We start from the raw sequence: 25,018 nt of genomic DNA, 5'->3' as shown, positions 1-25,018 counted from the left end.
CTGCCCCCTTTCACCGTCCTCGGACTCCCGGAAGCGGGCAGAGTGGAGCATCGGGTGCAGTTCCGCCGGGCCCTGGGTGACGTGCAGGCGAGCGTAAGGGGGTGACCGCCGGTTACAGAGAGAGGGACGCGCCGTTCTCCGAGCGAAAAACGCTCGTTCGAGTGAAATTCTTTTCTTCCTATTGACGCCTGATCAGCCCGCGACCGCCGGTGTCAGATCCTCCAGCACCTCGAAGGCGTCCTCCAGCCGGACCATCCGCAGCAGTCGCAGGAACCGCGGATCGACGATGACCAGCCGCAACCGGCCCTCCCGCTCCAGCACACGGTTGCGCAGTCGGCACAGTAACGACAGCCCGGCGCAGTCCAGGAACGTGACGTGCCGCAGGTCCAGCACCAGATCCGGGCATCCCGTACGGGCCAGGGAATCGAGCCGTGCGGAGATCCGTCCCGCGGCGAAGATGTCCAGCTCTCCCGCGATCTCAGCGACCGTGACACCGCCCAGCACACGCACACGGACGCCGAAGGCGGGCCGATCATCGAACATGCAAGCCTCCTCGGCAGGGTGGAGGCGCGCGACACCGGAGCTCTGGAGGTGACACGACGTCCGGGCGGGGTGCGTGCACCGCCGGGGGTCCAGGCCGGCCCTTCAGTACATGACATACCCATCTATCGGCTGACCAGTCAATGAACGGCCCGGCACGTGTCGTTGACCTATTTCCGGCCCGCGAAGGCTTCTCCGCGCCAATCGTTACTCATCAGTAAACGCAGCGGCCTTCTCATGTCCACCGTCGAACGTGAACATGCCACTCGGGCACACAACACGACGACGAAGGGACGGAACCCATGACTCCAGCACGCGCGCGATCACGACGGCTCGGCATGACGACGGTGGTCTTAGGGCTCGCCATCGGCCTCGGCGGCACGGCCACGACGGCCACCGCCGCGACCACGTCGGCCGCCGCGCCGAGCGCAACGGGCACCGCCACCGGAACCGCCACCGCCGCCATAAGCGGAACCACCGCCGCCGCGAAGGTCGACTACGAGACCTGGAAGCGCGATGTGAAGGCCGTCATCGACCAGGCCCGGCCCTACGTCGAGCAGCGCACCCAGAACGCCGGGGACGAGAAGCAGGCCATCGTCCTCGACATCGACAACACCTCGCTGGAGTCGGACTTCACATTCGCCTTCCCGGCACCCCCCGTGGACCCGGTGCTCCACCTCGCGAAGTACGCGCACACCCGCGGCGTCGCCCTCTTCTTCGTCACGGCGCGCCCGGACATCCTCACCCTGCCCACCCGGTTCAACCTGGAGACCGTGGGCTACCCGGTGGCCGGGCTGTACGTACGCAGCCTCCCCGACCTCTTCGAGGAGGTCGCCGCGTACAAGACGGCCAAGCGCGCGGAGATCGAGAAGAAGGGCTACACGATCATCGCGAACATCGGCAACAGCCCCACCGACCTGGTCGGCGGCCACGCCGAGAAGACCTTCAAGCTCCCGGACTACGACGGCCGGCTCTCCTGACCGCACGGCCACGAACGCGGTGGCGGCCATGTACCGGAAGGCCGCCACCGACTGCTGGGAAGGCCGAAAGCTCCAGATCTCGGGGCCATACGTTGTCACCTGCCCGCGCACCGGACGGGCCCGCGGCCCCCAAGACTGGACGGATGACCGGATCACGCGTACTGGCGCTCGGCCACTACCAGCCCGCGAAGGTGCTCACCAACGACGACCTCGCCGCCATGGTCGACACCAGCGACGAGTGGATCCGCAGCCGGGTCGGGATCCGCACCCGCCATGTGGCGCGCTCCGACGAGACGGTGGACGAGATGGCCGCGGCGGCCGCCGCCAAGGCCCTCGCCCACAGCGGCCTCGCCCCCACCGGCATCGACATGGTGCTGGTCGCCACGTCCACCGCCATCGACCGCAGCCCCAACATGGCCGCCCGCGTCGCCGCCCGGCTGGGCCTGACCTGCCCCGTCGCCATGGACATCAACGTGGTGTGCGCCGGGTTCACCCACGCCCTGGCCACCGCCGACCACGCGATACGGGCCGGATCGGCCACCGCCGCGCTGGTCGTCGGCGCGGACAAGTTCACCGAGGCCGCGGACTGGACCGACCGCTCCACCTGCGTCCTGCTGGGCGACGGTGCGGGCGCGGCCGTGGTGACGGCGGCCGAGGAGCCGGGCATCGGGCCGGTGGTGTGGGGTTCGGTGCCCGAGATGGGCAACGCCGTCCGTATCGAGGGCACCCCGCCGCGCTTCGCGCAGGAGGGCCAGTCCGTGTACCGCTGGGCCACCACCCAACTGCCGCCCATAGCCCGCGAGGTGTGCGCCCGCGCCGGGATCGAACCGGCCGACCTGGCCGGTGTCGTGCTCCACCAGGCCAACCTGCGGATCATCGAACCGGTCGCCCGCAAGCTCGGCGCGGTCAACGCGGTGATCGCGCGCGATGTCGTGGACTCCGGGAACACCTCGGCGGCCAGCGTTCCACTCGCCCTGTCCAAGCTGGTCGAACGCGGCGAGATCCCCTCCGGAAGCCCGGTGCTGCTGTTCGGCTTCGGCGGCAACCTGTCGTACGGCGGCCAGGTCATCCGCTGCCCCTAGGGGGTGTCTCGTCGGAGTGTCCGATTCGTTCAAGACCGGCGGGTCGCGGGCTGCCTACGCTGCCCGCATGACACCACGATTCGACGCGATCGGGCTGGCCGTCGCGGACATGGCCGCCTCCCTCGCCTTCTACCGCATGCTCGGCCTGGACATCCCCGCCGAGGCCGACACCCAGCCACACGCCGAGGCCACCCTGCCGGGCGGCCTGCGCCTGATGTGGGACCGGGCCGAGACCCCGCCGCCCGGCGGGCCGGGACGGATGGAACTGGCCTTCCTGTGCGACAGCCCGGCCGAGGTGGACGCCGCGTACGCCAAGCTCACGGACGGCGGCGTACGGGGCTCCAAGGCGCCCTGGGACGCCTTCTGGGGCCAGCGCTACGCGGTCCTGCTGGACCCGGACGGCAACAACGTCGCCCTGTTCGCCCCACTGCCCGGCTGACGGCCCCGGCGAGGTGGTGCGGACCCAGGGGTGTCTCGCCGATCATGCCGGGCTCGCTGATCCGGCCTGATCGACAAGACACCCCCTACGGCCCCAGCAGCCCGCCCAGCGGTACGCCCGCCAGCCCCCGCACCTCCCGCGCCAGATGCGCCTGGTCCGCGTACCCGGCCACCGCCGCCACCTCCGCAAACGGCACCCCGCCGCGCGCCAGCTCCAGCGCCCGGTTCAGCCGCAGCACCCGGCCCAGCGTCTTCGGCCCGTACCCGAAGGCCGTCAGCGACCGCCGGTGCAGCTGCCGGGCGCCCAGGCCCACCGCCCGGGCCACCTCCGCCACGCTCCGCCCGCCCGCGAGCCCCGCGACGACCTCGCCCACCAGCGGATCGACGGGCGCCGCGCCCCGCATCCGGTCCAGCGCGGCGGCCTCCAGCACCCGCCCCACCTTCCCTTCGAAGGCCCGCTCCGCCAGCCTGCGCACCTCGGCCTCCGGCCACAGCGCGGCCAACGGCACCCGTTGATCACGCAGTTCGCAGGCCGGGGAACCCAGCACCGCGGGCCCCGCGCCCGGGGCGAAGCGCAGCCCCACGGCGCGCGCCCCCGCGGGCCCGCCGGTCAGATGGGCGTGGGTATCGGGCCCGGCGACCAGCAGCCTGCCGTCGATCCAGATCAGGTCCGTACAGCCGTCGGGCAGCACCCGCTGCGGCCCGGCCCCGACGGTGCGGGACCACACCACCGCGCCGCCGCCCAGCCGCGACGCCCGCTCCCGGTAGTCGCTCCCGCCGTCGCTCAAGGGACCTCGCGCAGATACATCGCGCCGCAGGAGTGGCAGAAGGGCCCGGAGTCGCCGGTGGCCCACAGGTCCGCGTCCTGGGTCTCGGCGTCCGGGGCCAGCTCACGGCCGCACATCGCGGTCGTGCCGTTGCCCCGGACCATGTGCCAGATCTTGACCGGCGCGCCCGCCACCCGCCCGGAGCTGCCCTCCTCGTACTCCGCGCGCATCTCGTGCTGCATGGCGCCACACCTCCTGCTACACCACCATGCTCCCGCCACCACCGGCGCGGCGCCACCCTGGAGGCCCACAGACGCTAGAACACCGACCACTCGGTCACCGTGGTGAAGTGGTCCAGCGCCGCCACCCCGGCCACCGAGTTGCCGCGGGCGTCCAGGCCGGGGCTCCACACGCACAGCGTGCACCGCCCCGGGATCACGGCGATGATCCCGCCGCCCACCCCGCTCTTGCCGGGCAGCCCGACGCGGTAGGCGAAGTCGCCCGCCGCGTCGTACGTCCCGCAGGTGAGCATGACCGCGTTGACCCGCTTCGCCTCGCGCCGCGACAGCAGCCGGGAGCCGTCCGCGCGCAGCCCGTGGCGGGCCAGGAAGCGGCCCGCGAGGGCCAGGTCGCGGCAGCTCATCTCGATCGAGCACTGCCAGAAGTAGTGCTCCAGGACGGTCGGTACGGGGTTGTCGAGGTTGCCGTAGCTCGCCATGAAGTGCGCGAGGGCGGCGTTGCGGTCGCCGTGGCCGGACTCGGACTCGGCGACGACCGGGTCGAAGCCCAGCTCGGGGTTGCCGCTCTCGGCGCGCAGGAAGTCCAGCATGGTGGTGCTGGCGTCGCCGGTGAGGCTGTGCAGCCGGTCGGTGACGACCAGCGCGCCGGCGTTGATGAACGGATTGCGCGGGATGCCGTTCTCGTGCTCCAGCTGCACCAGGGAGTTGAACGGGTTGCCCGAGGGCTCCCGGCCGACCCGCCGCCACAGCTTCTCCCCGTCCTGCGCGAGGACCAGCGCGAGGCCGAACGCCTTGGAGATCGACTGCACGGAGAAGGGGCGCTCCCAGTCGCCGACCCCGGTGACGTTGCCGTCGACGTCCGCGAGGGCGATGCCGAACTGATCCGGGTCGACCGCCGCCAGTGCGGGGATGTACTGGGCCACCTGCCCCCGGCCGATGTGGGGCGCCACATGGGCCGCGACCTCGTCGAGTACGTCCTGGTAGTGCATGGTGCGGTGGTTCTCCTGCGCGTCGTCGGGCGGATCAGACGCACCATAACGGCCGCTCTCAACCGCCCCTCAACCAGGAGTCAATGACCCACCGTGTTTTTGGGTATGCATACGGTGATACAGGCGGGCCGCGACGGGCGCCCGCCGGACGATCAGAACGGAGGCGGTCATGGCCTCACCCATGTCCGCGGGGGACTTCCTGGCGGCGTTGAAGAACGAGGGCCTGCGTGTGGTGCAGGTCGGCGACTGGCGGAACCACAACCGGAACCACAAGGGACCGTGGGGTGGAGTGCACGGTGTGATGATCCACCACACCGTCACCTCCGGCACCGACCTCACCGTCGAGATCTGCCGCGACGGCTACGAGGCGCTGCCCGGCCCGCTGTGCCACGGCGTGATCGCCAAGGACGGCGGGGTGCACCTCGTCGGCTACGGCCGCGCCAACCACGCGGGACTCGGCGACGACGAGGTCCTGCGCGCCGTGATCGCCGAAAAAGCGCTCCCGCCCGACAACGAGGCCAACACGGACGGCAATCGCGCGTTCTACGGCTTCGAATGCGAGAACCTCGGCGACGGGAACGACCCGTGGCCCGAGGCCCAACTGGACGCGATCGCCCGGGCAGCGGCGGCGATCTGCCGCCGGCACGGCTGGACCGAGCGATCCGTGATCGGCCACCTCGAATGGCAGCCGGGCAAGATCGACCCCCGGGGCTTCTCGATGAACTCGATGCGCGCGCGCATCCGTGAGCGGCTGAAGTAACAGCCCTCCGCGGTGGGCGGGCCCCGGCCGGAGACGGTCAGGGTCCGCCTTCCGCGGTCTCCTCGCGGTAGGCCGCCGCCTCCTCCAGGTCCAGGCGGCGCAGCAGCGTACGGAGCATCTCGTCGTCGATCCGGCGCGCGTCCCGCAGCTTCACGAACACCTCGCGCTCACTGCCGATCACCTCGCGTGCCAGCCTGCGGTAGGTGTCGTCCGCCGACTCCCCCGTCACCTCGTTGACCGTGCCGAGCCGTTCCCACACCGCGTTGCGGCGCCGCTCCAGCACCAGGCGCAGCCGGTTGGCCAGCGGCGGCGGCAGCGCGTTGCGCTCGTCGGCGAGGAGTTCCTCCAGCCGCTGCTCGGCGGCCCGCGACGCCTGCGCCTGCGCCTGTGCCTCGGCGAGCGTCTCGGCCTGGAGGTCGCGCCCCGGCATGCCCAGCGCCCGGATCAGGGCGGGCAGCGTGAGCCCCTGGACGACGAGCGTCCCGATGACGGTGGTGAAGGCCAGGAAGAGGATCAGGGTGCGGCCCGGGAAGGCGCCTCCGCCGTGCACGGTCTCCGGGATGGAGAAGGCGATGGCCAGGGACACCACCCCGCGCATCCCGGCCCAGCCGACGATGACGGGCGCCCGCCAGTCGACGCCGGGCTCCCGCTCCCGGATCCTGCGGGAGAGCTTGCGCGGCAGGAAGGTCGCCGGGAAGACCCAGACGAACCGTACGGCCACCACGGCCAGGAAGACGGCGACCGCGTACCAGGCCGCCTCGCCCGCCCCGTACTCCCCCAGGCCGCCCACCACGAACCGCAGTTGCAGCCCGATCAGCGCGAACACGGCCGATTCCAGGATGAAAGAGGTCATGTTCCACACGGCCGCCTCCTGGAGCCGGGTCGCGAAGTCGACCTGCCAGGAGCGGTGCCCGAGGTAGAGCGCGACCACCACGACCGCCAGCACGCCCGACGCATGGACCTGTTCGGCGGCCGCGTAGGCGGTGAAGGGGATCAGCAGCGAGAGGGTGTTCTGGAGCAGCGGATCGCGCAGCCGGGTGCGCAGCCAGTGCAGCGGCACCATCAGGACCAGGCCGACGCCGATGCCGCCCACCGCCGCGAGCACGAACTCCCCGGCGGCATGGGTCCAGGTGGCGCCCTCCCCCACCGCGGCGGCGAGCGCCACCCGGTAGGCGGTGATCGCGGTCGCGTCGTTGGCCAGGGACTCGCCCCGCAGGATGGTCGTCAGCCGGGAGGGCAGGCCGACCCGGCGGGCGATGGCGGTGGCGGCCACCGCGTCGGGCGGGGCGACGACGGCGCCCAGCACCAGGGCGACGGTCAGCGGCAGACCGGGCACCAGCAGGTAGGCGATCCAACCGACGGCGAGGGTGGCGAACAGCACATAGCCGAACGACAGCAGCGCCACCGGCCGCAGATTGGCGCGCAGGTCCAGATAGGAACTGTCGAGCGCGGCGGTGTGCAGCAGCGGCGGCAGCACCAGGGGGAGCACGATCTCCGGCTCCAGGGTGTAGTCCGGCACCCCCGGCAGATACGACGCCACCAGCCCGACCGCGACCAGCAGCAGCGGTGGCGGCACCGGGGTGCGCCGGGCCGCGCCGGCGACCGCCGCGCTGCCCGCGACCAGCATCAACAGCGGAGTTACGTCCATGCCCCGGCCCGTCCCGATTCATCGCCTTCGCCGGCTCGCCAGCGGTTCAGGGGGTGCGGCACCTCGCGGCCCCGCGCTCGTCGCACGCAGCGCCTCCCCCAGCTACCGCTGGGAGGTGCCCCCTGCGCTCTCCTCACGCGGGTTGCGAGCCTCCCCCAGCTACCGCTGGGAGGTGCCCCCTGACGCCGCTCGCTGATCCGGCCTGACCGGCAAGCCACCCCCTAGTCTGGCAATCATGAGGGAGTGCCCGCATATTCCGGCCCTGCCGCGCCCCGAACCGGAGCCGCAAGCCACCACCTGTCCGGAGTGCCTGACGCTCGGCAGCCATCCGGTGCAGCTGCGGATCTGTCTGGAGTGCGGCTATGTGGGGTGCTGCGATTCATCGACCTATCGACACTCCACCGAGCACTTCGAGAAGACCGGGCATCCGGTGATGCGCAGCTTCGAACCGGGCGACGACTGGCGCTGGTGCTACGTGGACCTGCTGATCGTCTAGGGGGTGTCTTGTCGATCAGGCCGGATCAGCGAGCGGCGTCAGGGGGCACCTCCCAGCGGTAGCTGGGGGAGGCGCTGCGTGCGACGAGCGCGGGGCCGCGAGGTGCCGTGCCAGGCGTCGGGAGCCCGGCATGATCGGCGAGACACCCCCTACTAGCGGGTGCGGCGCCGCGTGCGGTACCGCACGGCAGGGAATCCGCTGCCACGTTGTCGGTGCGGCGAGCTAGCCTTCACCACATGATCCGATCAGCGAAGCCGTCCGACGTCCCGGCCATCCTCGCGATGATCCGCGAGCTGGCCGCGTACGAGCGGGCACCGCAGGAGGCCAAGGCCACCGAGGAGCAGTTGCGCACGGCGCTCTTCGGCGAGCATCCGGCGGTGTTCGCGCTGATCGCCGAGGAAGTCGGCGACGGAGCGGCCGAGCCGGTCGGGTTCGCCCTGTGGTTCCGTAACTTCTCCACCTGGACGGGCACCCACGGGGTCTATCTGGAGGATCTGTACGTCACACCCCGGGCCCGCGGCGGCGGCCACGGCAAGGCGCTGCTGGCCGAGCTGGCACGGATCTGCGTGGAGCGGGGTTATGCCCGCTTCGAATGGTCGGTGCTGGACTGGAACGAACCGGCGATCGGCTTCTACGCGTCCCTGGGCGCGGAGCCGATGGACGAATGGACCGTGCGACGGCTGTCGGGAGAACCGCTGCGGGCACTGGCCGCGCAGGCTCCGGGCATAGCTTCGACCAGCGGTTCGTTGAGTGAGGCGACATCTCTTTCGAATTGAGACCGCAAACCCCTAGCCACGCTGCGTACTCATATGCTTACTATGAGTGATATCGGGAATGTTCATCTCGGGGGTTCACCCGTGACGGGGGCCGTGCTTCGTCCGGGCGACACCGAGTGGCAGATCGCGATAGCGTCGCAGCCGAACCACACATTGCGCCGGTCCGTTATCCCTCCACCATAAGGGCATATGGCCGACGCTCCAATCAGCTCAGCTCAAACAGCTTGTGTCACCTTGGAGGTGAGGGTGTCCCAGATCGCAGGCGAGCCCGGGACCCAGGACTTCGTGGAAGTCCGGCTGCCCGCTGCGGGGGCCTATCTGTCGGTGCTGCGTACGGCGACCGCCGGCCTGGCAGCCCGCTTGGACTTCACCCTCGACGAAATCGAGGATCTGCGCATCGCGGTCGACGAGGCCTGCGCGATCCTGCTCCAGCAAGCCGTCCCCGGCAGTGTGCTGAGCTGCGTCTTCCGTCTGATCGACGACGCACTACAGGTGACCGTGGCGGCTCCGACCACCGATGGCCGCGCCCCTGAGCGCGACACCTTCGCCTGGACGGTGCTCTCCGCACTGGCGGGCAAGGTGGATTCGACCGTCGCCGAGGACCGCACGGTCAGCATCAGCCTGTACAAGGAGCGCGGCGCCGGCCCCGGACAGCCGTGACGGACAAAGGGGGCTCCGTGAGCACTGCATCATCGCGGGGAGTACGCACCCCGGCCATCCCGCACCCGCCGGCCCGACCGCATCCCGCGGACTCGGAGGCGGCAGGAGACCGACCAGAGCGGGCGGACCACATGGATCAGCACGAGCAGGAGCAGGTGCACGAGCAGCACGATCCGCAGCCGCACGATCCGCACGACCGGAGCGGCGCGCGGGCGATGTTCGTCGAGCTGCGGGGGCTCCCCGAGGGCTCGACGGAGCGGGCCGAGCTGCGCAACAACCTCGTGCGCATGCACCTGCCCCTGGTCGAGCACCTGGCCCGGCGCTTCCGCAACCGCGGCGAGCCGCTGGACGACCTGACCCAGGTGGCCACCATCGGACTGATCAAGTCCGTGGACCGGTTCGACCCGGACCGCGGTGTGGAGTTCTCGACCTACGCGACCCCCACGGTCGTCGGCGAGATCAAGCGGCACTTCCGCGACAAGGGCTGGGCGGTGCGGGTGCCGCGCAGGCTCCAGGAGCTGCGGCTCTCGCTGACCACGGCCACCGCCGAGCTGTCCCAGCGGCACGGGCGCGCCCCGACCGTCCACGAGCTGGCCGAGCATCTGGCCATCTCCGAGGAAGAGGTGCTGGAGGGCCTGGAGTCCGCCAACGCGTACAGCACGCTGTCGCTGGACGTACCGGACACGGACGACGAGTCCCCGGCGGTGGCGGACACCCTCGGCGCGGAGGACGAGGCGCTGGAAGGCGTCGAGTACCGCGAATCCCTCAAGCCGCTGCTGGAGGATCTGCCGCCGCGCGAGAAGAAGATCCTGCTGCTGCGGTTCTTCGGGAACATGACGCAGTCGCAGATCGCGCAGGAGGTCGGCATCTCCCAGATGCACGTCTCACGGCTGCTGGCGCGCACCCTCGCCCAGCTGCGGGACAGGCTGCTGGTCGAGGAGTAGCGAGCGGTGCCCGGGACGAGCCCCGGGCACGCCCCTGCCCACACGGCCAGCCTCTCCAGCTGAGGAACGGGGAACTTCTAGGCGTCGCGCGGGCCGATGCCCAGCGCCTCGGTCGCGGTCGGGTTGATCAGCATGCCCAGGGCGGTGACGGCCGCGATGGCGGTCAGCACACCGATGATGATCAGCCCGCCACCGTTCTGCACCAGCGTCCAGGCCACCGGCAGCGCCATCAGCTGAGTGATCATCGCCGGGCCGCGGCTCCAGCGGCGCCGCAGCCACAGCCCGCGCGCCGCCAGCAGCGGCAGCAGGGCCAGGGCGAGCACGGTGACCCCGAGCGTCTCCGCCTGCTGCGGGCTCTCCGGGTCCCCGGCCAGACCCATGATCAGGACGTAGACCCCGAACCCCACGAGCACCAGCCCCTCGACGGCGGCCAGCGCCGCGGCCACGGTCAGCCGGACCGGCCGCGGCCCCCCGGGCCCCGCGTCGGCGGCCGCGGGCGCCTCGGCGGCGGGGGCGGCCTTCGTGGCGGGCTTGGTGGCCTTGGCCTTGGGAGTGCCGGTCCTGGGCGCCTTGGCGGGCTTCTTCCTGCTCACGCCAGCAGCCTAGGGCATGTCCACACGCGCGTCGGGTCAGCCCGCGGCGTCAGGGGGCACCTCCCGGCGGTAGCCGGGTGCGCGTGCGATGAGTCCGGGGGCGGGCCTACTCGGACGGGCCCGACAACGCAGCGAGAGGGGGCACCTCCCAGCGGTAGCTGGGGGAGCGTGCCAGGCGTCGCGGGCCCGGCGCGACTGTGCGGACGTGCCCTGGGCCGCGCACGGGCCCGGTGGGCGCCCCCGGGGGGCGGGGAGCGTTCCGGCGGGTCGGTAGGCTGGCGGCCATGCGCGCACTCCTCGTGGTCAATCCGGCAGCAACCACCACCAGTGCCCGCACCCGTGACGTCCTGATCCACGCGCTCGCCAGCGATCTGAAACTCGACGTGGCGACCACGGAGTACCGGGGGCATGCACGCGATCTGGCCCGTCGCGCGGTCGACGGCGGCACCCATGAGCTGGTCGTGGCGCTGGGCGGCGACGGCACCGTCAACGAGGTCGTCAACGGGCTGCTGCACAACGGCCCCGCGCCGGGCGAACTGCCGCGCCTCGCGGTGGTCCCCGGCGGTTCCACCAATGTGTTCGCCCGCGCCCTCGGCCTGCCCAACGACGCCGTCGAGGCGACCGGCGCCCTGCTGGACGCGCTGCGGGACGGCACCGAGCGCACCGTGGGCCTCGGGCTCGCGGGCGGCACCCCGGGCACCGCGGACGAGTCGGTGCCCGACCGCTGGTTCACCTTCTGCGCGGGCTTCGGCTTCGACGCGAGCGTGATCGGCCGGGTCGAGCAGCAGCGCGAACGCGGCAAGCGTTCGACCCATGCCCTCTACATACGGCAGATGGTGCGCCAGTTCTTCGGGGAGCCGAACCGGCGGCAGGGCACCATCACCATCCGGCAGCCAGGGCAGGACCCCATCCAGGACCTGGCGCTGTCCATAGTCTGCAACACCTCCCCGTGGACCTATCTGGGCAACCGCCCGGTCTACGCGGCGCCGCGCGCCTCCTTCGACACCGCCCTTGACGTGCTGGGACTCGCCAAACTGTCGGCGCCCGCGATGACCCGCTACGCGACCCAGCTGCTGATGTCGTCCCCCGAGCGGGGCCCGCACGGCAAGCACGCGGTGGGGCTCCACGATCTGACGGACTTCACCTTGCAATCCCAGGCGCCACTGCCGTTCCAGATGGACGGAGACCATCTAGGACTGCGGACGAGCGTGACGTTCACAGGCGTACGCCGTGCACTGCGTGTGATTGTGTGAGTCAGACCCCGTAAAGTCCTTCTAGTCGAACGTTTAGGCTGGGATCCACCCCCCGGAAGTACGGCTGTGATACAGCCGACACCAAGGAATCAAAAAAAACTTTCCGGAAGGGGTTGTATCCGCCGCCGAGGTTTGCGAATCTCTTCTTGGCGATCGGGACGGCCTGACGGAAGGCCCCCTTGAGAGCCCGAACCCCCTCCTCAATCCCACGGGACCGCACCAGCGCCCAAACTGGCGGCGTCCCTGTCCTTGTCAGGGGATTCGTGAAAGCGTTCACATTCACAAGCAACAAGCCCGCAATACGAGGAGATGGAGCAGCCATGGACTGGCGTCACAACGCCGTTTGCCGCGAGGAAGACCCCGAGCTGTTCTTCCCCATCGGCAACACCGGTCCTGCGCTGCTGCAGATCGAGGAAGCCAAGGCCGTCTGCCGCCGCTGCCCCGTCATGGAGCAGTGCCTGCAGTGGGCGCTTGAGTCCGGCCAGGACTCCGGCGTCTGGGGTGGACTCAGCGAGGACGAGCGCCGCGCCATGAAGCGCCGTGCCGCTCGGAACCGGGCGCGGAACGCCAGCGCCTGACCCTGATACGCCCCGTGGCCCCCGAGCCGCAGCGCGCAGTAGCCCCGATGCGCACAGCAACGTGAGCTTTTGAGCCCCGGACCATCCCGGTCCGGGGCTCAGTGCGTTGCCCGCCGTATGAGCCGCGTCGCCCACCGGCGTGAACCCGCCCCGGTGAAAGGGCCGTGAAGATTCTCAGTGCTTCTCGGCACGCACCGGCAGGTCGAGGACCACACGCGTGCCGCGCTCCGGAGCGGGCACCATGTCGAAGGTGCCGCCCAGTTCGCCCTCGACCAGGGTGCGGACGATCTGGAGGCCGAGATTTCCGGCGCGCTGGGGGTCGAACCCCTCGGGCAGCCCGCGCCCGTCGTCCTGGATGATCACCATCAGCCGGCCCTCCTCGCCGGCGCCGCCGCGCACCGCCGAGACCTCGACCGTGCCCTGCTCCCCCGGACCGAAGCCGTGCTCCAGCGCGTTCTGGAGCACTTCGGTGAGGACCATGGACAGCGGGGTGGCCACGTCGGCGTCGAGGATGCCGAACCGTCCGGTGCGGCTGCCGGTGACCTTGCCGGGCGATATCTCGGCCACCATCGCCAGCACCCGGTCGGCTATGTCGTCGAACTCGACCCGCTCGTCGAGCGTCTGGGACAGGGTCTCGTGGACGATCGCGATCGAACCGACCCGGCGCACCGCCTCGTTGAGCGCCTCCCGCCCCTGGGCGGAGTCCATCCGGCGGGCCTGGAGCCGCAGCAGCGCGGCCACCGTCTGGAGGTTGTTCTTCACCCGGTGGTGGATCTCCCGGATGGTGGCGTCCTTGGTGATCAGCTCCCGCTCACGGCGGCGCAGTTCGGTGACGTCCCGCAGCAGGACGAGCGAGCCGATGTGCACGCCCTTGGGCTTGAGCGGGATGGCCCGCAGCTGGATGACGCCGTTCTCGCCGCTCTCGACCTCGAATTCGCGGGGCGCCCAGCCGCTGGCGAGCTTGACCAGCGCCTCGTCCACCGGGCCGCGCGCGGGGGCCAGTTCGGCGGTGGTCTCGCCCAGGTGGTGGCCGACGAGGTCGGCGGCGAGCCCGAGCCGGTGGTAGGCGGAGAGCGCGTTGGGGCTGGCGTACTGGACCACGCCGTCCGCGTCGAGCCTGATCAGCCCGTCGCCGACGCGCGGCGAGGCGTCCATGTCGACCTGCTGGCCGGGGAACGGAAACGCCCCGGCCGCGATCATCTGGGCCAGGTCGGACGCGCTCTGGAGATAGGTCAACTCCAGGCGGCTGGGGGTCCGTACGGTCAGCAGATTGGTGTTGCGGGCGATGACGCCCAGGACCCGGCTCTCCCTCCGGACCGGGATGGATTCCACCCGGACCGGGACCTCTTCGCGCCACTCGGGATCGCCCTCGCGGACGATCCGGCCCTCGTCCAGCGCCGCATCGAGCATGGGACGGCGGCCACGGGGAACGAGATGGCCGACCATGTCGTCCTGATAGGAGGTGGGCCCGGTGTTGGGCCGCATCTGCGCGACCGAGACATAGCGGGTGCCGTCGCTGGTGGGCACCCAGAGGACAAGATCAGCGAAGGAGAGGTCGGAGAGCAGCTGCCACTCCGATACCAGCAGGTGAAGCCACTCGAGATCGGATTCGTCGAGGGCCGTGTGCTGGTGTACGAGATCGTTCATGGAGGGCACATGGCGAGCCTACCCGGACGAGGGATGAGCCGATTCGCACATAAGCGTGGACAGACGGCACTGGTCTAGTCCAGAATGGCCAGCGATGCGATCTTCCGCCCTCCCCGCACAGGAGGGTGGATCGGAGGCACACGGCGCGCTCTGCCCTGACCGCTCCGTACGCCTCTTGAGGTCGGCTGCTCGGCCGACGAGCTCCGGGCTGCGGTGCCGGGTGGGTTGAGGGTCCCGCCCCGGCGCCGCGGCCCGCGGGTGTTTTCAGGAGCCTCTCAGCGGGTCTCGGTGACCTTGGCCAGCGCGCGCGGCGCGTCCGGGTCCTGCCCGCGGGCGATGGTGACCTCGTACGCCAGCATCTGGAGCGGCAGGATCTCCAGGATCGGCTGGACCTCCTCGGCGACCCCCTCGGTGGGCAGGGCGAAACCGGCGGACGCCCGGTCGACCTCGGCCCGGCTGCCGATCACCACGAGATCCGCGCCGCGGCCGCGCAGCCGCTCCAGGACGGGCTGGAGTGCCTGGCCGCCCTTGCCCTCGGTGACGATCGCGATCACCGGCGAGATGTTGTCGACCATGGCGAGCGGGCCGTGCAGCAGATCGGCGCCGGAGTAGGAGAGGGCCGGGATGTAGCTGGTCTCCATCAGCTTCAGGGCCGCTTCCTTCGCGGTGGGGTAGCCGTAGCCCCGGGAGGTGAGGACCATCCGCTCGGCGAACCGGTAGCGGCCCGCGAGCTGCCTCACCTCGCCCTGGCGGTCCAGGATCTGCTGGGCGAGGTCGGGCAGCGCCTTGGCGGCCGCGCCGTCGCCGCCGCGCAGCCCTTCGACGAAGAGGTAGAGGGCGAGGAGTTCGGCCGTGTAGGTCTTGGTGGCGGGCAGCGCCTTCTCGGGCCCGGCCAGCACGTCGATGTGGAATTCGGAGACCGCGGCGAGCGGTGAGTCGGCGTTGTTGGTCACCGCGAGGGTGATCGCCCCGGCCGCCCGGGCGGCCTCGGTGGAGGCGACCAGGTCCGGGGAGCCGCCGGACTGGCTGACGGTGATCACCAGCACGTCGGTGAGGTCCTGCCGGGCGCCGTACGCGGTGGTGGTGGACATGGAGGTCAGCCCGCACGGCTTGCCCAGCAGCACCTCGAGCAGGTACTTGGCGTACAGCGCCGCGTTGTCGGAGGTGCCCCGCGCGGTGAGCAGGACGAAGCGCGGTGCGCGCGCGGCGATCCGCTCGGCGGTCTCACGGATCTTCGGAGCGCCCTGGTCGAGGATGCGGCGCAGCACCGCGGGCTGCTCGTTCATCTCGCCGGACATGATCCGGCCCGGCTGATCGCTGCGCGGGGCCGTCGTCGTGGCGGACATTTCGGGTGCCTCCCGTGGGCTGTGCCGGTGGTGCGTGGGGTGTCAGTGCCCGGCTTCCTTGCCGGTGCCGACGTCGGCGGTGACGCCGGTGATGACTTCCGCGGCCGCCCGCCCGCAGACCCGGGCGGCGCCGCGGGTCGCGATGTGCAGGGCACCGCCGGGAGGTGCCTGGGGCACCCCCATCTCGACGACGACGGTGTCCGGCCGGGCGGCGAGCAGGGCGTCCAGGACGCCCGCCATCCAGCCGTGGCGGTGGACGTCGCGGACCACAGCGACGATCCTACGGTCCGCCGCGGCGTCGAGCATCTGTGTGACCACGGCGGACGCGCCCCGGGCCGCGATGTCCTCGGGGCCGTGGGCGGCGGTCGTGGTGCCGGGGAGCAGCCGGGACAGCTCGGCGGCGACGCCCCAGGGGGTCTCGTCGCCGACAGCGATACCGGCCACCGGGGTGAGGGCGGCGACGAAGACGGGTCCGGTCGGCGGCCGGTACGCGGGGGCGCCGTCGGCCGGGGTGATCCGCAGGGCGCGGCGGGCGGCGGTGAGCCCCACCTCCGGGGCCGGCGCGATCCGCCGCGCCGCGTCGGGCCCTCCAGCGGTCTTCGCCCACTCCCCCAGGGCCCGGACCCGGGCCGCGGCGTCGGCCAGCCGCGCCTCGGGGAGCCGCCCGTCCGTCACGGCCGTGACCAGCGCGTCCCGCAGCCGCAGCACGGTGTCCTCGTCGGCGAGGCCGCCGCCGACGCAGATCGCGTCGGCGCCGGCGGCGATCGCCAGGACGCTGCCCCGCTCGATGCCGTACGTGTCGGCCACGGCGCGCATCTCGATGCCGTCGGTGACGATCAGGCCGTCGAAGCCGAGCCCGCCGTCGGCGACGGGGGCGCGCAGCAGTCCGTGCAGGGCGGCGGGGCTGAGGGTGGCGGGCAGGGCCGGGTCGAGCGCGGGCAGCAGGATGTGCGCGCTCATCACGGCCCTGGTTCCGGCGGCGATGGCCGCCCGGAAGGGCACCAGTTCGCGGGCGGCCAGGGTCTCGGGGTCGGCATCGATGCACGGCAGGGCGTGGTGGGAGTCGACGGCGGTGTCGCCGTGCCCGGGGAAGTGCTTGGTGCAGGCGGCGACCCCGGCGCCCTGGAGGCCCTCGATCCAGGCGGCGGTGTGCCGGGCGACGAGCTGGGGTGTGGCGCCGAAGGAGCGGACGCCGATGACCGGATTGTCCGGGTTGGAGTTGACGTCGGCGGAGGGCGCCCAGTTGAGGTTGACGCCGCAGGCGGCGAGCCGGCGGCCGAGTTCGCGGGCGACGGCACGGGTCAGCTCGGTGTCGTCGACCGCGCCGAGGGCCAGATTGCCGGGGAAGGAGGAACCGCCGCGTACCTCCAGACGGGTGACGTCGCCACCCTCCTCGTCGATCGCCACCAGCACGTCGTCCCGTTCGGCGCGCAGCTGGGCGGAGAGCGCGGCGAGCTGCTCGGGCGAGGCGATGTTGCGGCCGAACAGCCCGACGGAGGCCAGCCCCTCGCCGAGGCGGCGCAGCAGCCAGTCGGGGGCGGAGGTGCCGGTGAAGCCGGGCTGGAGGACGGTGAGGGCGTTCCGGGTGAGGGTGGCCGAGTCGTGCGCGAGCGTCGTCATGGACGTGGATCTTCCCTTCGCCGCGCCGGAAGCGAGCGCACCGACACCGGCCTTGCCGCGACACCCGTCGCCCCCATCGGGTCACACTTCACGGCGCCCTACTCCCCACATCGCCGAATGAGAGGTTTAATGGTTTAGACCACTTCATGCAGAGCGTGTCTCTCGACCTATAGGGGTGTCAAGAGTGGACAACGCCGCTTCCGGCTCCGTTACCGGACCGACATCTCTCGACATCCGGGCAGGGCAGCCACCCCGGGGCCAGGGCGTGCCACGATGTGAGCCGCCGGAATCATCAGAGGCCGGTGACGGCAGCAGACCCGACGTCGGAAAGGGCGCGATGGAGACCGAGGGGGCAATGGCGGCGACGGCCACGACGGCCACCGCCGAGAGCGGCAACAGCTCCGGCGGAACGCGCACCGCGCGCGTCCCGAAGTACTACCGCCTCAAGCGGCACTTGCTGGAGATGACCGAGACCCTGCCGCCCGGCACCCCGGTCCCCCCGGAGCGCACCCTGGCCGCCGAGTTCGACACCTCCCGCACCACCGTGCGGCAGGCGCTCCAGGAACTGGTCGTCGAGGGACGGCTGGAGCGGATCCAGGGCAAGGGCACCTTCGTCGCCAAGCCCAAGGTCTCGCAGGCCCTGCAACTCACCTCGTACACGGAGGACATGCGCGCCCAGGGCCTCGAACCCACCTCCCAGCTGCTGGACATCGGCTACGTCACCGCCGACGACCGGCTCTCGGCGCTGCTGGACATCGCGACCGGCGGCCGGGTGCTGCGCATCGAGCGGCTGCGCCTGGCCAGCGGCGAGCCGATGGCGATCGAGACCACGCACCTGTCGGCCAAGCGCTTCCCCGCGCTGCGCCGCAGCCTGGTCAAGTACACCTCGCTCTACACGGCCCTGGCCGAGGTGTACGACGTGCACCTGGCCGAGGCCGAGGAGACCATCGAGACCTCCCTGGCCACCCCGCGCGAGGCCGGGCTGCTGGGCACCGACGTCGGCCTGCCGATGCTGATGCTCTCGCGCCACTCGCTGGACGCGGCGGGCGAGCCGGTGGAGTGGGTGCGTTCGGTCTACCGCGGTGACCGCTACAAGTTCGTGGCCCGGCTCCAGCGCCCGAACGGCTGACATACGACGCCGGACTCCGCTTCTTTCTCATACCGATATGCGGACGGGTAGTGACGACTGCCGGTCCACGGGCTTAGATTCCTGCGCACTGCACAAATGATCAGCACCGGTGCTCAGCACCGATGGTCAGCACGGATGCGCCGAGGGGACGGGAGCCCGCCGCCATGTCAGACACGTCCACGGACAGGAGACCGGTCGTCACGCCCTCGCGTGTCGTGGCCGCGCTCTGTCTCATCGCGCCCTTCGTGGCGATGCTGTGGGTCGGCTCGTACGCGAAGGTCGAGCCCACCTTCATCGGCATCCCGTTCTTCTACTGGTACCAGATGGCGTGGGTGCCCATCTCGGCCGTGCTGACGACGACCGCGTTCATCCTGGTCCGCCGTGAGCAGCGGGCGCGCAGGGGAGGCGGTTCCGCATGAACGGCGGTGTGAACGGCGTCGCGCTCGCCGTCTTCGTCTTCTTCTTCCTCGCCGTGACGGTGATGGGCTTCCTCGCCGCCCGCTGGCGGGCCGCCGAGAACGCCGACAACCTCGACGAATGGGGGCTCGGCGGCCGTAGCTTCGGCACCTGGATCACCTGGTTCCTGCTGGGCGGCGACCTGTACACCGCGTACACCTTCGTCGCCGTCCCGGCCGCCATCTACGCGACGGGCGCGGCCGGGTTCTTCGCGGTGCCGTACACCATCCTGGTGTATCCGCTGATCTTCACCTTCCTGCCCCGGCTGTGGTCGGTGTCCCACAAGCACGGATACGTCACCACCTCGGACTTCGTCCGCGGCCGCTTCGGCTCCAAGGGGCTCTCGCTGGCCGTCGCGATCACCGGCATCCTCGCCACCATGCCGTACATCGCCCTCCAGCTCGTCGGCATCCAGGCGGTGCTGGACGTCATGGGCGTGGGCGGCGGCGAGGACACCAACTGGTTCATCAAGGACCTGCCGCTGCTGATCGCCTTCGGCGTGCTCGCGGCGTACACCTACTCCTCCGGGCTGCGCGCCCCCGCCCTCATCGCGTTCGTCAAGGACACCCTGATCTACATCGTCATCGCGGTGGCGATCATCTACATCCCGATCAAGCTGGGCGGCTTCGACGACATCTTCGCCAAGGCGGGCCACGCGCTGGCGCAGGAGAATCCGGCGACCGGGAAGCCGAAGGGGGAGCTGGCGAGCGGCGACAAGAGCCAATGGGCCTACGCCACGCTCGCCCTCGGCTCGGCGCTGGCGCTGTTCATGTATCCGCACTCGATCACCGCCACGCTCTCCAGCCGAAGCCGCGAGGTGATCCGCCGCAACGCCACCATCCTGCCGCTGTACTCGCTGATGCTCGGCCTGCTGGCGCTGCTCGGCTTCATGGCGATCGCGGCGGGCGTGAAGGTGGAGAACGGGCAGCTGGCCATCCCCCAGCTCTTCGAGAACATGTTCCCGGACTGGTTCGCGGGGGTCGCCTTCGCCGCCATCGGCATCGGCGCCCTCGTCCCGGCGGCCATCATGTCCATCGCCGCGGCGAACCTGTTCACCCGCAACATCTACAAGGACTTCCTGAAACCGGACGCCACCCCGGCGCAGGAGACCAAGGTCTCCAAGCTGGTCTCGCTGCTGGTGAAGGTCGGCGCGCTGGCCTTCGTCCTGACCATGGACAAGACCGTCGCCATCAACTTCCAGCTGCTGGGCGGCATCTGGATCCTCCAGACCTTCCCGGCCATGGTGGGCGGCCTGTTCACCCGCTGGTTCCACCGGTGGGCGCTGCTCGGCGGGTGGGCCGTCGGCATGGTCTACGGCACGGTCGCGGCGTACGGCGTGGCCAGCCCCACCCAGAAGCACTTCGGCGGCAGCTCGGACGAGATCCCGGGCATCGGCGAGATCGGCTACATCGGCTTCACCGCCTTCACCCTCAACGTCGTGGTCACCGTGGTGCTCACGTTCGTCCTGCGGGCGCTGAAGGCCCCCGACGGCGTGGACGAGACGTCCGCGTCCGACTACACGGCGGACGCGGGCGACCCCGGCGTCCAGGCCGACCTGCCCCCGGCGACGGCGGGCGCCCCCGGCGGCCACTGAGTCCGGCAGCGCGTCAGCGGGCCGCCGTCTCCCTCACGGGAGGCGGCGGCCCGTTCGTCTTGCTCACTGCACCGGACGGCGGCGGCCGCCGGGCCCCGGGAACGCACCGGACGCCCCAATTCCACCGAATTGTTCCAGCCAATCCTGTGCAGAATGGCGCATTCCGCCACCTTCCTCGCAACTGTTGTGCGCCCCCGGCGCGTCTGCACGTACGAGAAGTGTGCCGCCGGAGACCACCGGTGGCACGGGGGAGACACAACGGGGGTTCGGCCATGTCCGACACGCTTGTCCAGAACGATTCCGAGGAGACGGAGGAGCAGACCGCTCCGGCCGCGCCCGCGGCGGGGCTCGTGCCCTTCATGGACGCCCTGCGCGTACCGCCCCGGCTGCGGCCGGGGAAGGCAGAGGCGCTGCGGGGGATCACCGTCGATCTGCGCGCCACCTGGGTGCGGCTGCACTCGCAGCTGCCGCCGACCCGGGTGTGGGCCTACGAGGGGCACTTCCCCGGGCCCACCATCGAGGTGCGCCGCAAGCAGCGGCTCCGCGTGGCCTGGACGAACCGGCTGTCCGGCGCGTACCCGGTGACCGCGTACGAGGTGCCGGCCACCACCCCGCCCGCGGGCAACGCGCCGGGGCACGACGAGGTCGGTGCCGAGGAGGTCAAGGGCGTGGCGGAGCTGCCGCCCTGGTCGGTGACGCATCTGCACGGTGCCCCGACCGGCGCCGGAAACGACGGGTGGGCGCAGAACGCGGTCGCGCCCGGGGACGCCCAGCTCTCGGAGTACCCGAACGACTGCCGCGCGACGGCGCTCTGGTACCACGACCATGCCATGCACATCACGCGGTGGAACGTGTTCACCGGCCTGGCGGGCATGTACCTCATCCGGGACGAGGAGGAGGACGCGCTGCGGCTGCCGCGCGACGAGTACGAGGTGCCGCTGGTGCTGATGGACCGCAACCTCGACACGGACTCCGACGGACGGCTCACCGGGCGGCTGCTGCACAAGGTGCAGACCGTCGGCGAGGACCCCGAGGGGCGCAACGTCACCACGCCGTTCTCCGGGCCGTACACGCTGGTCAACGGGGTGATCTGGCCGTACTTCGACGTCGAGGCGCGCTGGTACCGGTTCCGGGTGGTCAACGCCTCCAACGCCCGCTTCTACCGGCTGGCGCTGATCGACGAGGAGACCGGTGAGCAGGTGACCGGGGCGGTCAAGCAGATCGGGACCGACGGCGGGCTGCTGGACCGCCCGGTGGATCTCGACGCCCCGGTGTCCATCGCCCCCTCCGAGCGGCTCGACCTGCTGATCGACTTCTCCCGGCTGCGCGGGCGCAACCTGCGTCTGGTCAACACCCCGGCCGGGAAGCGTCCGGGCGAGGCCGACGAGGCGAGGGGGATTCCGTATCCGCAGGTGATGCGGTTCCGGGTGGACCGCGAGCCGGTCCGCGACCGTTTCGTGCTGCCGAAGGTGCTCTCCTCCTTCCAGCGGCTCACCCACGCCAACGCCCCGTCGCACGGGCACCGGGTCATCGCCCTGACCCCGCCCGGCACGGTCGGCGGCAACGGCCACCCGGAGATCTGGGAGCTCCAGGAGGTCCCGGCGGCCGAGGTGACGGTCCCGGGGGACGGTGTGATCCAGGTCAGGAACGACAAGGGCGAGACGGTCACGTACCGGCGGATCGCCCGCTCCTTCGACGACACCATGGGCTTCAGCGTCGAGCTGGACTCCTGGGAGCAGTGGAGCTTCCTCAACCTGGGCGGCCCGACCCATCCGATGCACATCCATCTGATCAGCTTCCAGGCGATGAGCCGTCAGGCGTACGCGGCGGACGGCTTCGACCCGGCGCTGGGCGGTACGCGCGAGGGCGCGCCGGTCGCGTACTCCGGTGAGCTGGAGGTGCTGCCGAGCGAGCGGGGCTGGAAGGACACCATCCAGGTCGCGGGCGGCCAGATGGTCAACGTCATCGGCCGCTACACCGGGGCGACGGGCCGCTTCATGTATCACTGCCACATCCTGGAGCACGAGGACATGGCCATGATGCGGCCGTTCCTGGTCACCCCGGGCCAGGTGCTCGTCTTCGACCACCACCGCCCGGGCGGCGGCCACCACGGCATCGCCTAGGACACACGTCGGCACCGGCAGCCGGGGTGCCCCGGCTGCCGGTGCCGTACGGCTCACACGTGTCACACGTAGACGAAGCCGCCCAGGACGGTGGCGGTTCCGAAGGCCGTCACCAGGGTGACGGTCGCGGTACCGGCCACTCCGGGCGGAGTGACGCCGGTGACCGTGGTGGCGGTGGCGACCACGCTGGTGGCGGGAACGCCGTTGAACAGCACGCCCAGCACGCCGCCGAGGTTGGTCCCGTTGATGGTGAACGCCGTACCGCCGGCCGCCGGTCCGGTGTTGGGAACGATGTTGGTGGGCACCGGCGGGGGCGGAGCCACGAAGTAGGTGAACCCGCCCGGAACGGTGGCCACGCCACCGGGGCCAGTGAGGACCACAGCCGCGGTGCCGGCCGAGCCCGGCGGGGTGATGCCGACCAGCTGGGTCCCGGCGGGGTTCACGGCCACGATGGTCCCGGGGACACCGGCGAAGGTGATGCCGGTGACCGTGTTCAGGTTGGTGCCGTTGATCACGAACACGGTGCCGCCGGTGGTCGGGCCCACGGCCGGGGTGATGGAGGTGGCGGTGGGCGGGGGCGGCGCCACGTAGGTGTACGGCTGGCTGTTGCTGGTGCCCGCGGTGGTGATGACGAGGACCTGCACGCTCCCGGCCACGTGCGGCGGAGCGATCACCACGACGACGTCGGTGGACCCCGGCCAGCCGCCGCCCCAGCCACCGCCCCAACCGCCACCCCAGCCGCCGCCCCAGTCGGTGGGCTGGCTGACGATGGTGGCGGGGACGCCGCCGAAGGTCACGCTGATGACGTTGCGCAGGTTCGTCCCGGTCAGCTGGACGAGGTTCCCGCCGCTGGTGGGGCCCGAGTTGGGCACCACGGACACGAGCAACGGCGGGCCGGTCGGGGGCCAGTAGCCCGCGGTGGGTGCGGCGGCGGACACGAGATCGGTCGAGGTCATGGTCAGTCCTCCCGGGGAAGGGTGAGATGAGGTGCACTGGGCGCACGCAGGCCGACAGCGGAGGAAAGGAAAACCGGTGGGCCGCCGAGCGGTGCGCAGGGACGGTGCACGGATGAGGCGGGAGTAACGGGGCGAACGCCCGGCTCCTGAATGGCCGACGAGGTATGGGGCGGCCTCGATGCCACGTTTTCCAGTTATCCACGCGCATCCGTGTCGCTCAAGACTTCAGAACAGTCATCACTCGTTTGGCGCATGCGAGCTCGCACAGTGGCGTATTTATATGACGAACGCTCGGCTATTCGGGGGAATTCGCCGACGGAGTATCGCCTGTTGGGGCCCGTCGCGCTTGTAATACATGACATCGATCGAACCGGTAGATCGAACCGGTAAGGAACGATCCGATGAGCCTTGCAGCGTTCCTTCTCGCCCTCGGCACCACCTGCCGCATCACCCGCTTCATCACCAAGGACACCCTGGCGGCGGGCTTCCGGATGTGGATCGCCGACCGCTTCGGTGACGACTCTCCGGTCACCTATCTGGTCAACTGCGGCTGGTGTACGAGCACATGGGTGGGCGGAGCCACCGCCGCATACGCCTTCTCACTGGATACCACCGCGTGGTTCCAGATCCCGGCCACCGCCCTGACGCTTTCCTATCTCGCCGGTGTGGCATCGCGGTGGCTCGACTGAAAGGAAAATGCACCCATGGGCTGCAACTGTGGTGGAAGAACACCCCAACCCGTTGTCCTCTACCAGCTGACGCTGCCGGACGGCACGGTCCGCCGCTACGTCACCTACCAGGAAGCCGAGGCGGCCAACAAGCGCGCCGGTTCCACCGGAGTGATCAGCACCGTCACCCAGTGAGGGCCCGGTTGTCGGTGCCGTCCGGCAGACTGCGGACATGGATGTCACGATCAGGCGCGCGCGGGACGAGGAACTGGACGAGGTCGGGGAGTTCACCGCGGCCGTGTACATCGGGGACGGGCTGCTGGACTTCGGAGCCGAGGACCCGTACATCGAGGACCTGCGCGACGCGCGGAAGCGGGCCGCGGGGTCCGAGGTGCTGGTCGCGGCGGACGCGGAGAGCGACGCGGTGCTGGGCGCGCTGGCGTTCGCCGTGCACGGCGGGCCGTACGCGGAGCTGGCCGGTCCGGACGAGGCCGAGTTCCGGATGCTCGCGGTGCGGCCCGAGGCGCGGCGGCGCGGGGCGGCCGAGGCGCTGGTGCGGGCCTGTATGGACCGGACGCGGGAGCTGGGACTCAAGGGCATGGTCCTGTCCACCCACCCCAGGATGACCACCGCCCACCGGCTCTACGAGCGGCTGGGGTTCCGGCGCGCGCCGGAACGGGACTGGGAACCGATCCCGGGGATCGCCCTGTGGGCGTTCACCGTGGAGCTATGACCG

The 25,018-nt window shown here is 71.0% G+C and carries 27 protein-coding genes; 17 read left to right on the top strand and 10 right to left on the bottom strand.

Translation table 11 applies throughout. The features are described from left to right. Positions 1-192: 192 nt before the first annotated feature. Complete coding sequence (locus LCH29_RS17490) at positions 193-543, bottom strand: STAS domain-containing protein (RefSeq protein WP_446462646.1); 351 nt, start codon at positions 541-543, stop codon at positions 193-195. 299 nt (positions 544-842) lie between these two features. On the opposite strand from LCH29_RS17490, the gene LCH29_RS17485 reads away from it, so the two are divergent. From LCH29_RS17485 to LCH29_RS17475, 3 genes are all read left to right on the top strand, one after another. Next, positions 843-1,520 carry an HAD family acid phosphatase gene (locus tag LCH29_RS17485; protein WP_446462645.1) on the top strand — a complete coding sequence of 226 codons (678 nt, stop codon included), beginning with the start codon at positions 843-845 and terminating at the stop codon, positions 1,518-1,520. Positions 1,521-1,663: 143 nt separating this feature from the next. Beyond that, complete coding sequence (locus LCH29_RS17480; RefSeq protein ID WP_446462644.1) at positions 1,664-2,602, top strand: beta-ketoacyl-ACP synthase III; 939 nt, start codon at positions 1,664-1,666, stop codon at positions 2,600-2,602. A 67-nt stretch (positions 2,603-2,669) separates the two neighbouring features. Continuing rightward, positions 2,670-3,041: a VOC family protein gene (locus LCH29_RS17475; protein ID WP_446462643.1), complete on the top strand. Its 372-nt coding sequence runs from the start codon at positions 2,670-2,672 to the stop codon at positions 3,039-3,041. Between the two features lie 85 nt (positions 3,042-3,126). Here LCH29_RS17475 and LCH29_RS17470 read toward each other — a convergent pair whose 3' ends face one another. The 3 genes from LCH29_RS17470 to LCH29_RS17460 all read right to left on the bottom strand — a co-directional run bounded on the left by LCH29_RS17470 (position 3,127) and on the right by LCH29_RS17460 (position 5,035). Then, positions 3,127-3,828 (bottom strand): helix-turn-helix domain-containing protein, encoded by a 702-nt coding sequence (locus LCH29_RS17470; RefSeq protein WP_446462642.1) that lies wholly within the window; start codon positions 3,826-3,828, stop codon positions 3,127-3,129. Continuing rightward, the gene (locus LCH29_RS17465; protein WP_063727663.1) at positions 3,825-4,049 is read right to left on the bottom strand and encodes a hypothetical protein; all 225 of its coding nucleotides are present in this window, start codon (positions 4,047-4,049) and stop codon (positions 3,825-3,827) included. The genes LCH29_RS17470 and LCH29_RS17465 overlap by 4 nt, the downstream gene beginning before the upstream one ends. A 74-nt stretch (positions 4,050-4,123) precedes the next feature. Beyond that, positions 4,124-5,035 carry a glutaminase gene (locus LCH29_RS17460; protein ID WP_446462641.1) on the bottom strand — a complete coding sequence of 304 codons (912 nt, stop codon included), beginning with the start codon at positions 5,033-5,035 and terminating at the stop codon, positions 4,124-4,126. 169 nt (positions 5,036-5,204) lie between these two features. Between LCH29_RS17460 and LCH29_RS17455 the strand changes: the two genes are divergently transcribed. Next, positions 5,205-5,795: an N-acetylmuramoyl-L-alanine amidase gene (locus LCH29_RS17455; protein WP_446462640.1), complete on the top strand. Its 591-nt coding sequence runs from the start codon at positions 5,205-5,207 to the stop codon at positions 5,793-5,795. A 37-nt stretch (positions 5,796-5,832) separates the two neighbouring features. Here the strand turns inward: LCH29_RS17455 and LCH29_RS17450 are convergent, their stop codons facing one another. Then, on the bottom strand, positions 5,833-7,443 hold the full coding sequence (locus LCH29_RS17450) for a Na+/H+ antiporter (RefSeq protein WP_446462639.1): 1,611 nt from the start codon (positions 7,441-7,443) through the stop codon (positions 5,833-5,835). Between the two features lie 235 nt (positions 7,444-7,678). On the opposite strand from LCH29_RS17450, the gene LCH29_RS17445 reads away from it, so the two are divergent. From LCH29_RS17445 to LCH29_RS17430, 4 genes are all read left to right on the top strand, one after another. Further along, positions 7,679-7,939, top strand: coding sequence for a UBP-type zinc finger domain-containing protein (locus LCH29_RS17445; protein ID WP_446462638.1), 261 nt, complete (start codon positions 7,679-7,681; stop codon positions 7,937-7,939). Between the two features lie 236 nt (positions 7,940-8,175). Continuing rightward, positions 8,176-8,715: an N-acetyltransferase family protein gene (locus LCH29_RS17440; protein ID WP_446462637.1), complete on the top strand. Its 540-nt coding sequence runs from the start codon at positions 8,176-8,178 to the stop codon at positions 8,713-8,715. A gap of 246 nt (positions 8,716-8,961) precedes the next feature. After that, positions 8,962-9,375, top strand: a complete 414-nt coding sequence (locus LCH29_RS17435; protein ID WP_009715155.1) for an anti-sigma regulatory factor — start codon at positions 8,962-8,964, stop codon at positions 9,373-9,375. 17 nt (positions 9,376-9,392) lie between these two features. Beyond that, positions 9,393-10,319, top strand: a complete 927-nt coding sequence (locus tag LCH29_RS17430; RefSeq protein WP_446462636.1) for an RNA polymerase sigma factor SigF — start codon at positions 9,393-9,395, stop codon at positions 10,317-10,319. A 77-nt stretch (positions 10,320-10,396) separates the two neighbouring features. Here LCH29_RS17430 and LCH29_RS17425 read toward each other — a convergent pair whose 3' ends face one another. After that, positions 10,397-10,912 (bottom strand): hypothetical protein, encoded by a 516-nt coding sequence (locus LCH29_RS17425; protein ID WP_446462635.1) that lies wholly within the window; start codon positions 10,910-10,912, stop codon positions 10,397-10,399. Positions 10,913-11,196: 284 nt separating this feature from the next. Between LCH29_RS17425 and LCH29_RS17420 the strand changes: the two genes are divergently transcribed. Both LCH29_RS17420 and LCH29_RS17415 read left to right on the top strand, forming a co-directional pair. Next, positions 11,197-12,165, top strand: a complete 969-nt coding sequence (locus LCH29_RS17420; RefSeq protein ID WP_446462634.1) for a diacylglycerol/lipid kinase family protein — start codon at positions 11,197-11,199, stop codon at positions 12,163-12,165. A 320-nt stretch (positions 12,166-12,485) separates the two neighbouring features. After that, the gene (locus LCH29_RS17415) at positions 12,486-12,743 is read left to right on the top strand and encodes a WhiB family transcriptional regulator (RefSeq protein WP_003953983.1); all 258 of its coding nucleotides are present in this window, start codon (positions 12,486-12,488) and stop codon (positions 12,741-12,743) included. Between the two features lie 174 nt (positions 12,744-12,917). Here the strand turns inward: LCH29_RS17415 and LCH29_RS17410 are convergent, their stop codons facing one another. The 3 genes from LCH29_RS17410 to LCH29_RS17400 all read right to left on the bottom strand — a co-directional run bounded on the left by LCH29_RS17410 (position 12,918) and on the right by LCH29_RS17400 (position 17,356). Next, complete coding sequence (locus tag LCH29_RS17410; protein WP_446462633.1) at positions 12,918-14,390, bottom strand: sensor histidine kinase; 1,473 nt, start codon at positions 14,388-14,390, stop codon at positions 12,918-12,920. 275 nt (positions 14,391-14,665) lie between these two features. Beyond that, complete coding sequence (locus LCH29_RS17405) at positions 14,666-15,736, bottom strand: SIS domain-containing protein (RefSeq protein ID WP_446462632.1); 1,071 nt, start codon at positions 15,734-15,736, stop codon at positions 14,666-14,668. Between the two features lie 42 nt (positions 15,737-15,778). Then, positions 15,779-17,356: a glycoside hydrolase family 3 protein gene (locus LCH29_RS17400; RefSeq protein WP_446462631.1), complete on the bottom strand. Its 1,578-nt coding sequence runs from the start codon at positions 17,354-17,356 to the stop codon at positions 15,779-15,781. Between the two features lie 355 nt (positions 17,357-17,711). Here LCH29_RS17400 and LCH29_RS17395 point away from each other — a divergent pair, with 355 nt between their 5' ends. From LCH29_RS17395 to phsA, 4 genes are all read left to right on the top strand, one after another. Further along, positions 17,712-18,485 (top strand): GntR family transcriptional regulator, encoded by a 774-nt coding sequence (locus LCH29_RS17395; protein ID WP_009715163.1) that lies wholly within the window; start codon positions 17,712-17,714, stop codon positions 18,483-18,485. 164 nt (positions 18,486-18,649) lie between these two features. Then, positions 18,650-18,904 carry a DUF3311 domain-containing protein gene (locus LCH29_RS17390; protein ID WP_446462630.1) on the top strand — a complete coding sequence of 85 codons (255 nt, stop codon included), beginning with the start codon at positions 18,650-18,652 and terminating at the stop codon, positions 18,902-18,904. Next, positions 18,901-20,535, top strand: coding sequence for a monocarboxylate uptake permease MctP (gene mctP / locus LCH29_RS17385; RefSeq protein WP_446462629.1), 1,635 nt, complete (start codon positions 18,901-18,903; stop codon positions 20,533-20,535). The genes LCH29_RS17390 and mctP overlap by 4 nt, the downstream gene beginning before the upstream one ends. A 272-nt stretch (positions 20,536-20,807) precedes the next feature. Continuing rightward, a complete protein-coding gene (gene phsA, locus LCH29_RS17380) occupies positions 20,808-22,658 on the top strand; it encodes an O-aminophenol oxidase PhsA (protein WP_446462628.1) in 1,851 nt (616 codons plus the stop codon). Between the two features lie 62 nt (positions 22,659-22,720). On the opposite strand, the gene LCH29_RS17375 is transcribed toward phsA, so the two are convergent. Beyond that, positions 22,721-23,614: an IPT/TIG domain-containing protein gene (locus LCH29_RS17375; protein ID WP_446462627.1), complete on the bottom strand. Its 894-nt coding sequence runs from the start codon at positions 23,612-23,614 to the stop codon at positions 22,721-22,723. 401 nt (positions 23,615-24,015) lie between these two features. Between LCH29_RS17375 and LCH29_RS17370 the strand changes: the two genes are divergently transcribed. Genes LCH29_RS17370 through LCH29_RS17360 form a run of 3 tightly spaced genes read left to right on the top strand, consistent with a single transcriptional unit; the run spans position 24,016 to position 25,015 of the window. Next, positions 24,016-24,303 carry a hypothetical protein gene (locus tag LCH29_RS17370; RefSeq protein ID WP_009715168.1) on the top strand — a complete coding sequence of 96 codons (288 nt, stop codon included), beginning with the start codon at positions 24,016-24,018 and terminating at the stop codon, positions 24,301-24,303. A 15-nt stretch (positions 24,304-24,318) separates the two neighbouring features. Further along, a complete protein-coding gene (locus LCH29_RS17365) occupies positions 24,319-24,477 on the top strand; it encodes a DUF7196 family protein (RefSeq protein WP_167542491.1) in 159 nt (52 codons plus the stop codon). A gap of 37 nt (positions 24,478-24,514) precedes the next feature. Then, positions 24,515-25,015: a GNAT family N-acetyltransferase gene (locus LCH29_RS17360; RefSeq protein WP_446462626.1), complete on the top strand. Its 501-nt coding sequence runs from the start codon at positions 24,515-24,517 to the stop codon at positions 25,013-25,015. The last annotated feature ends 3 nt before the right edge of the window (positions 25,016-25,018 follow it).

Source organism: Streptomyces sp. BRA346 (genome assembly GCF_052851135.1).
Note: the sequence above shows the minus strand (reverse complement) of the source record. Positions and strands in the feature narration are given on the sequence as shown.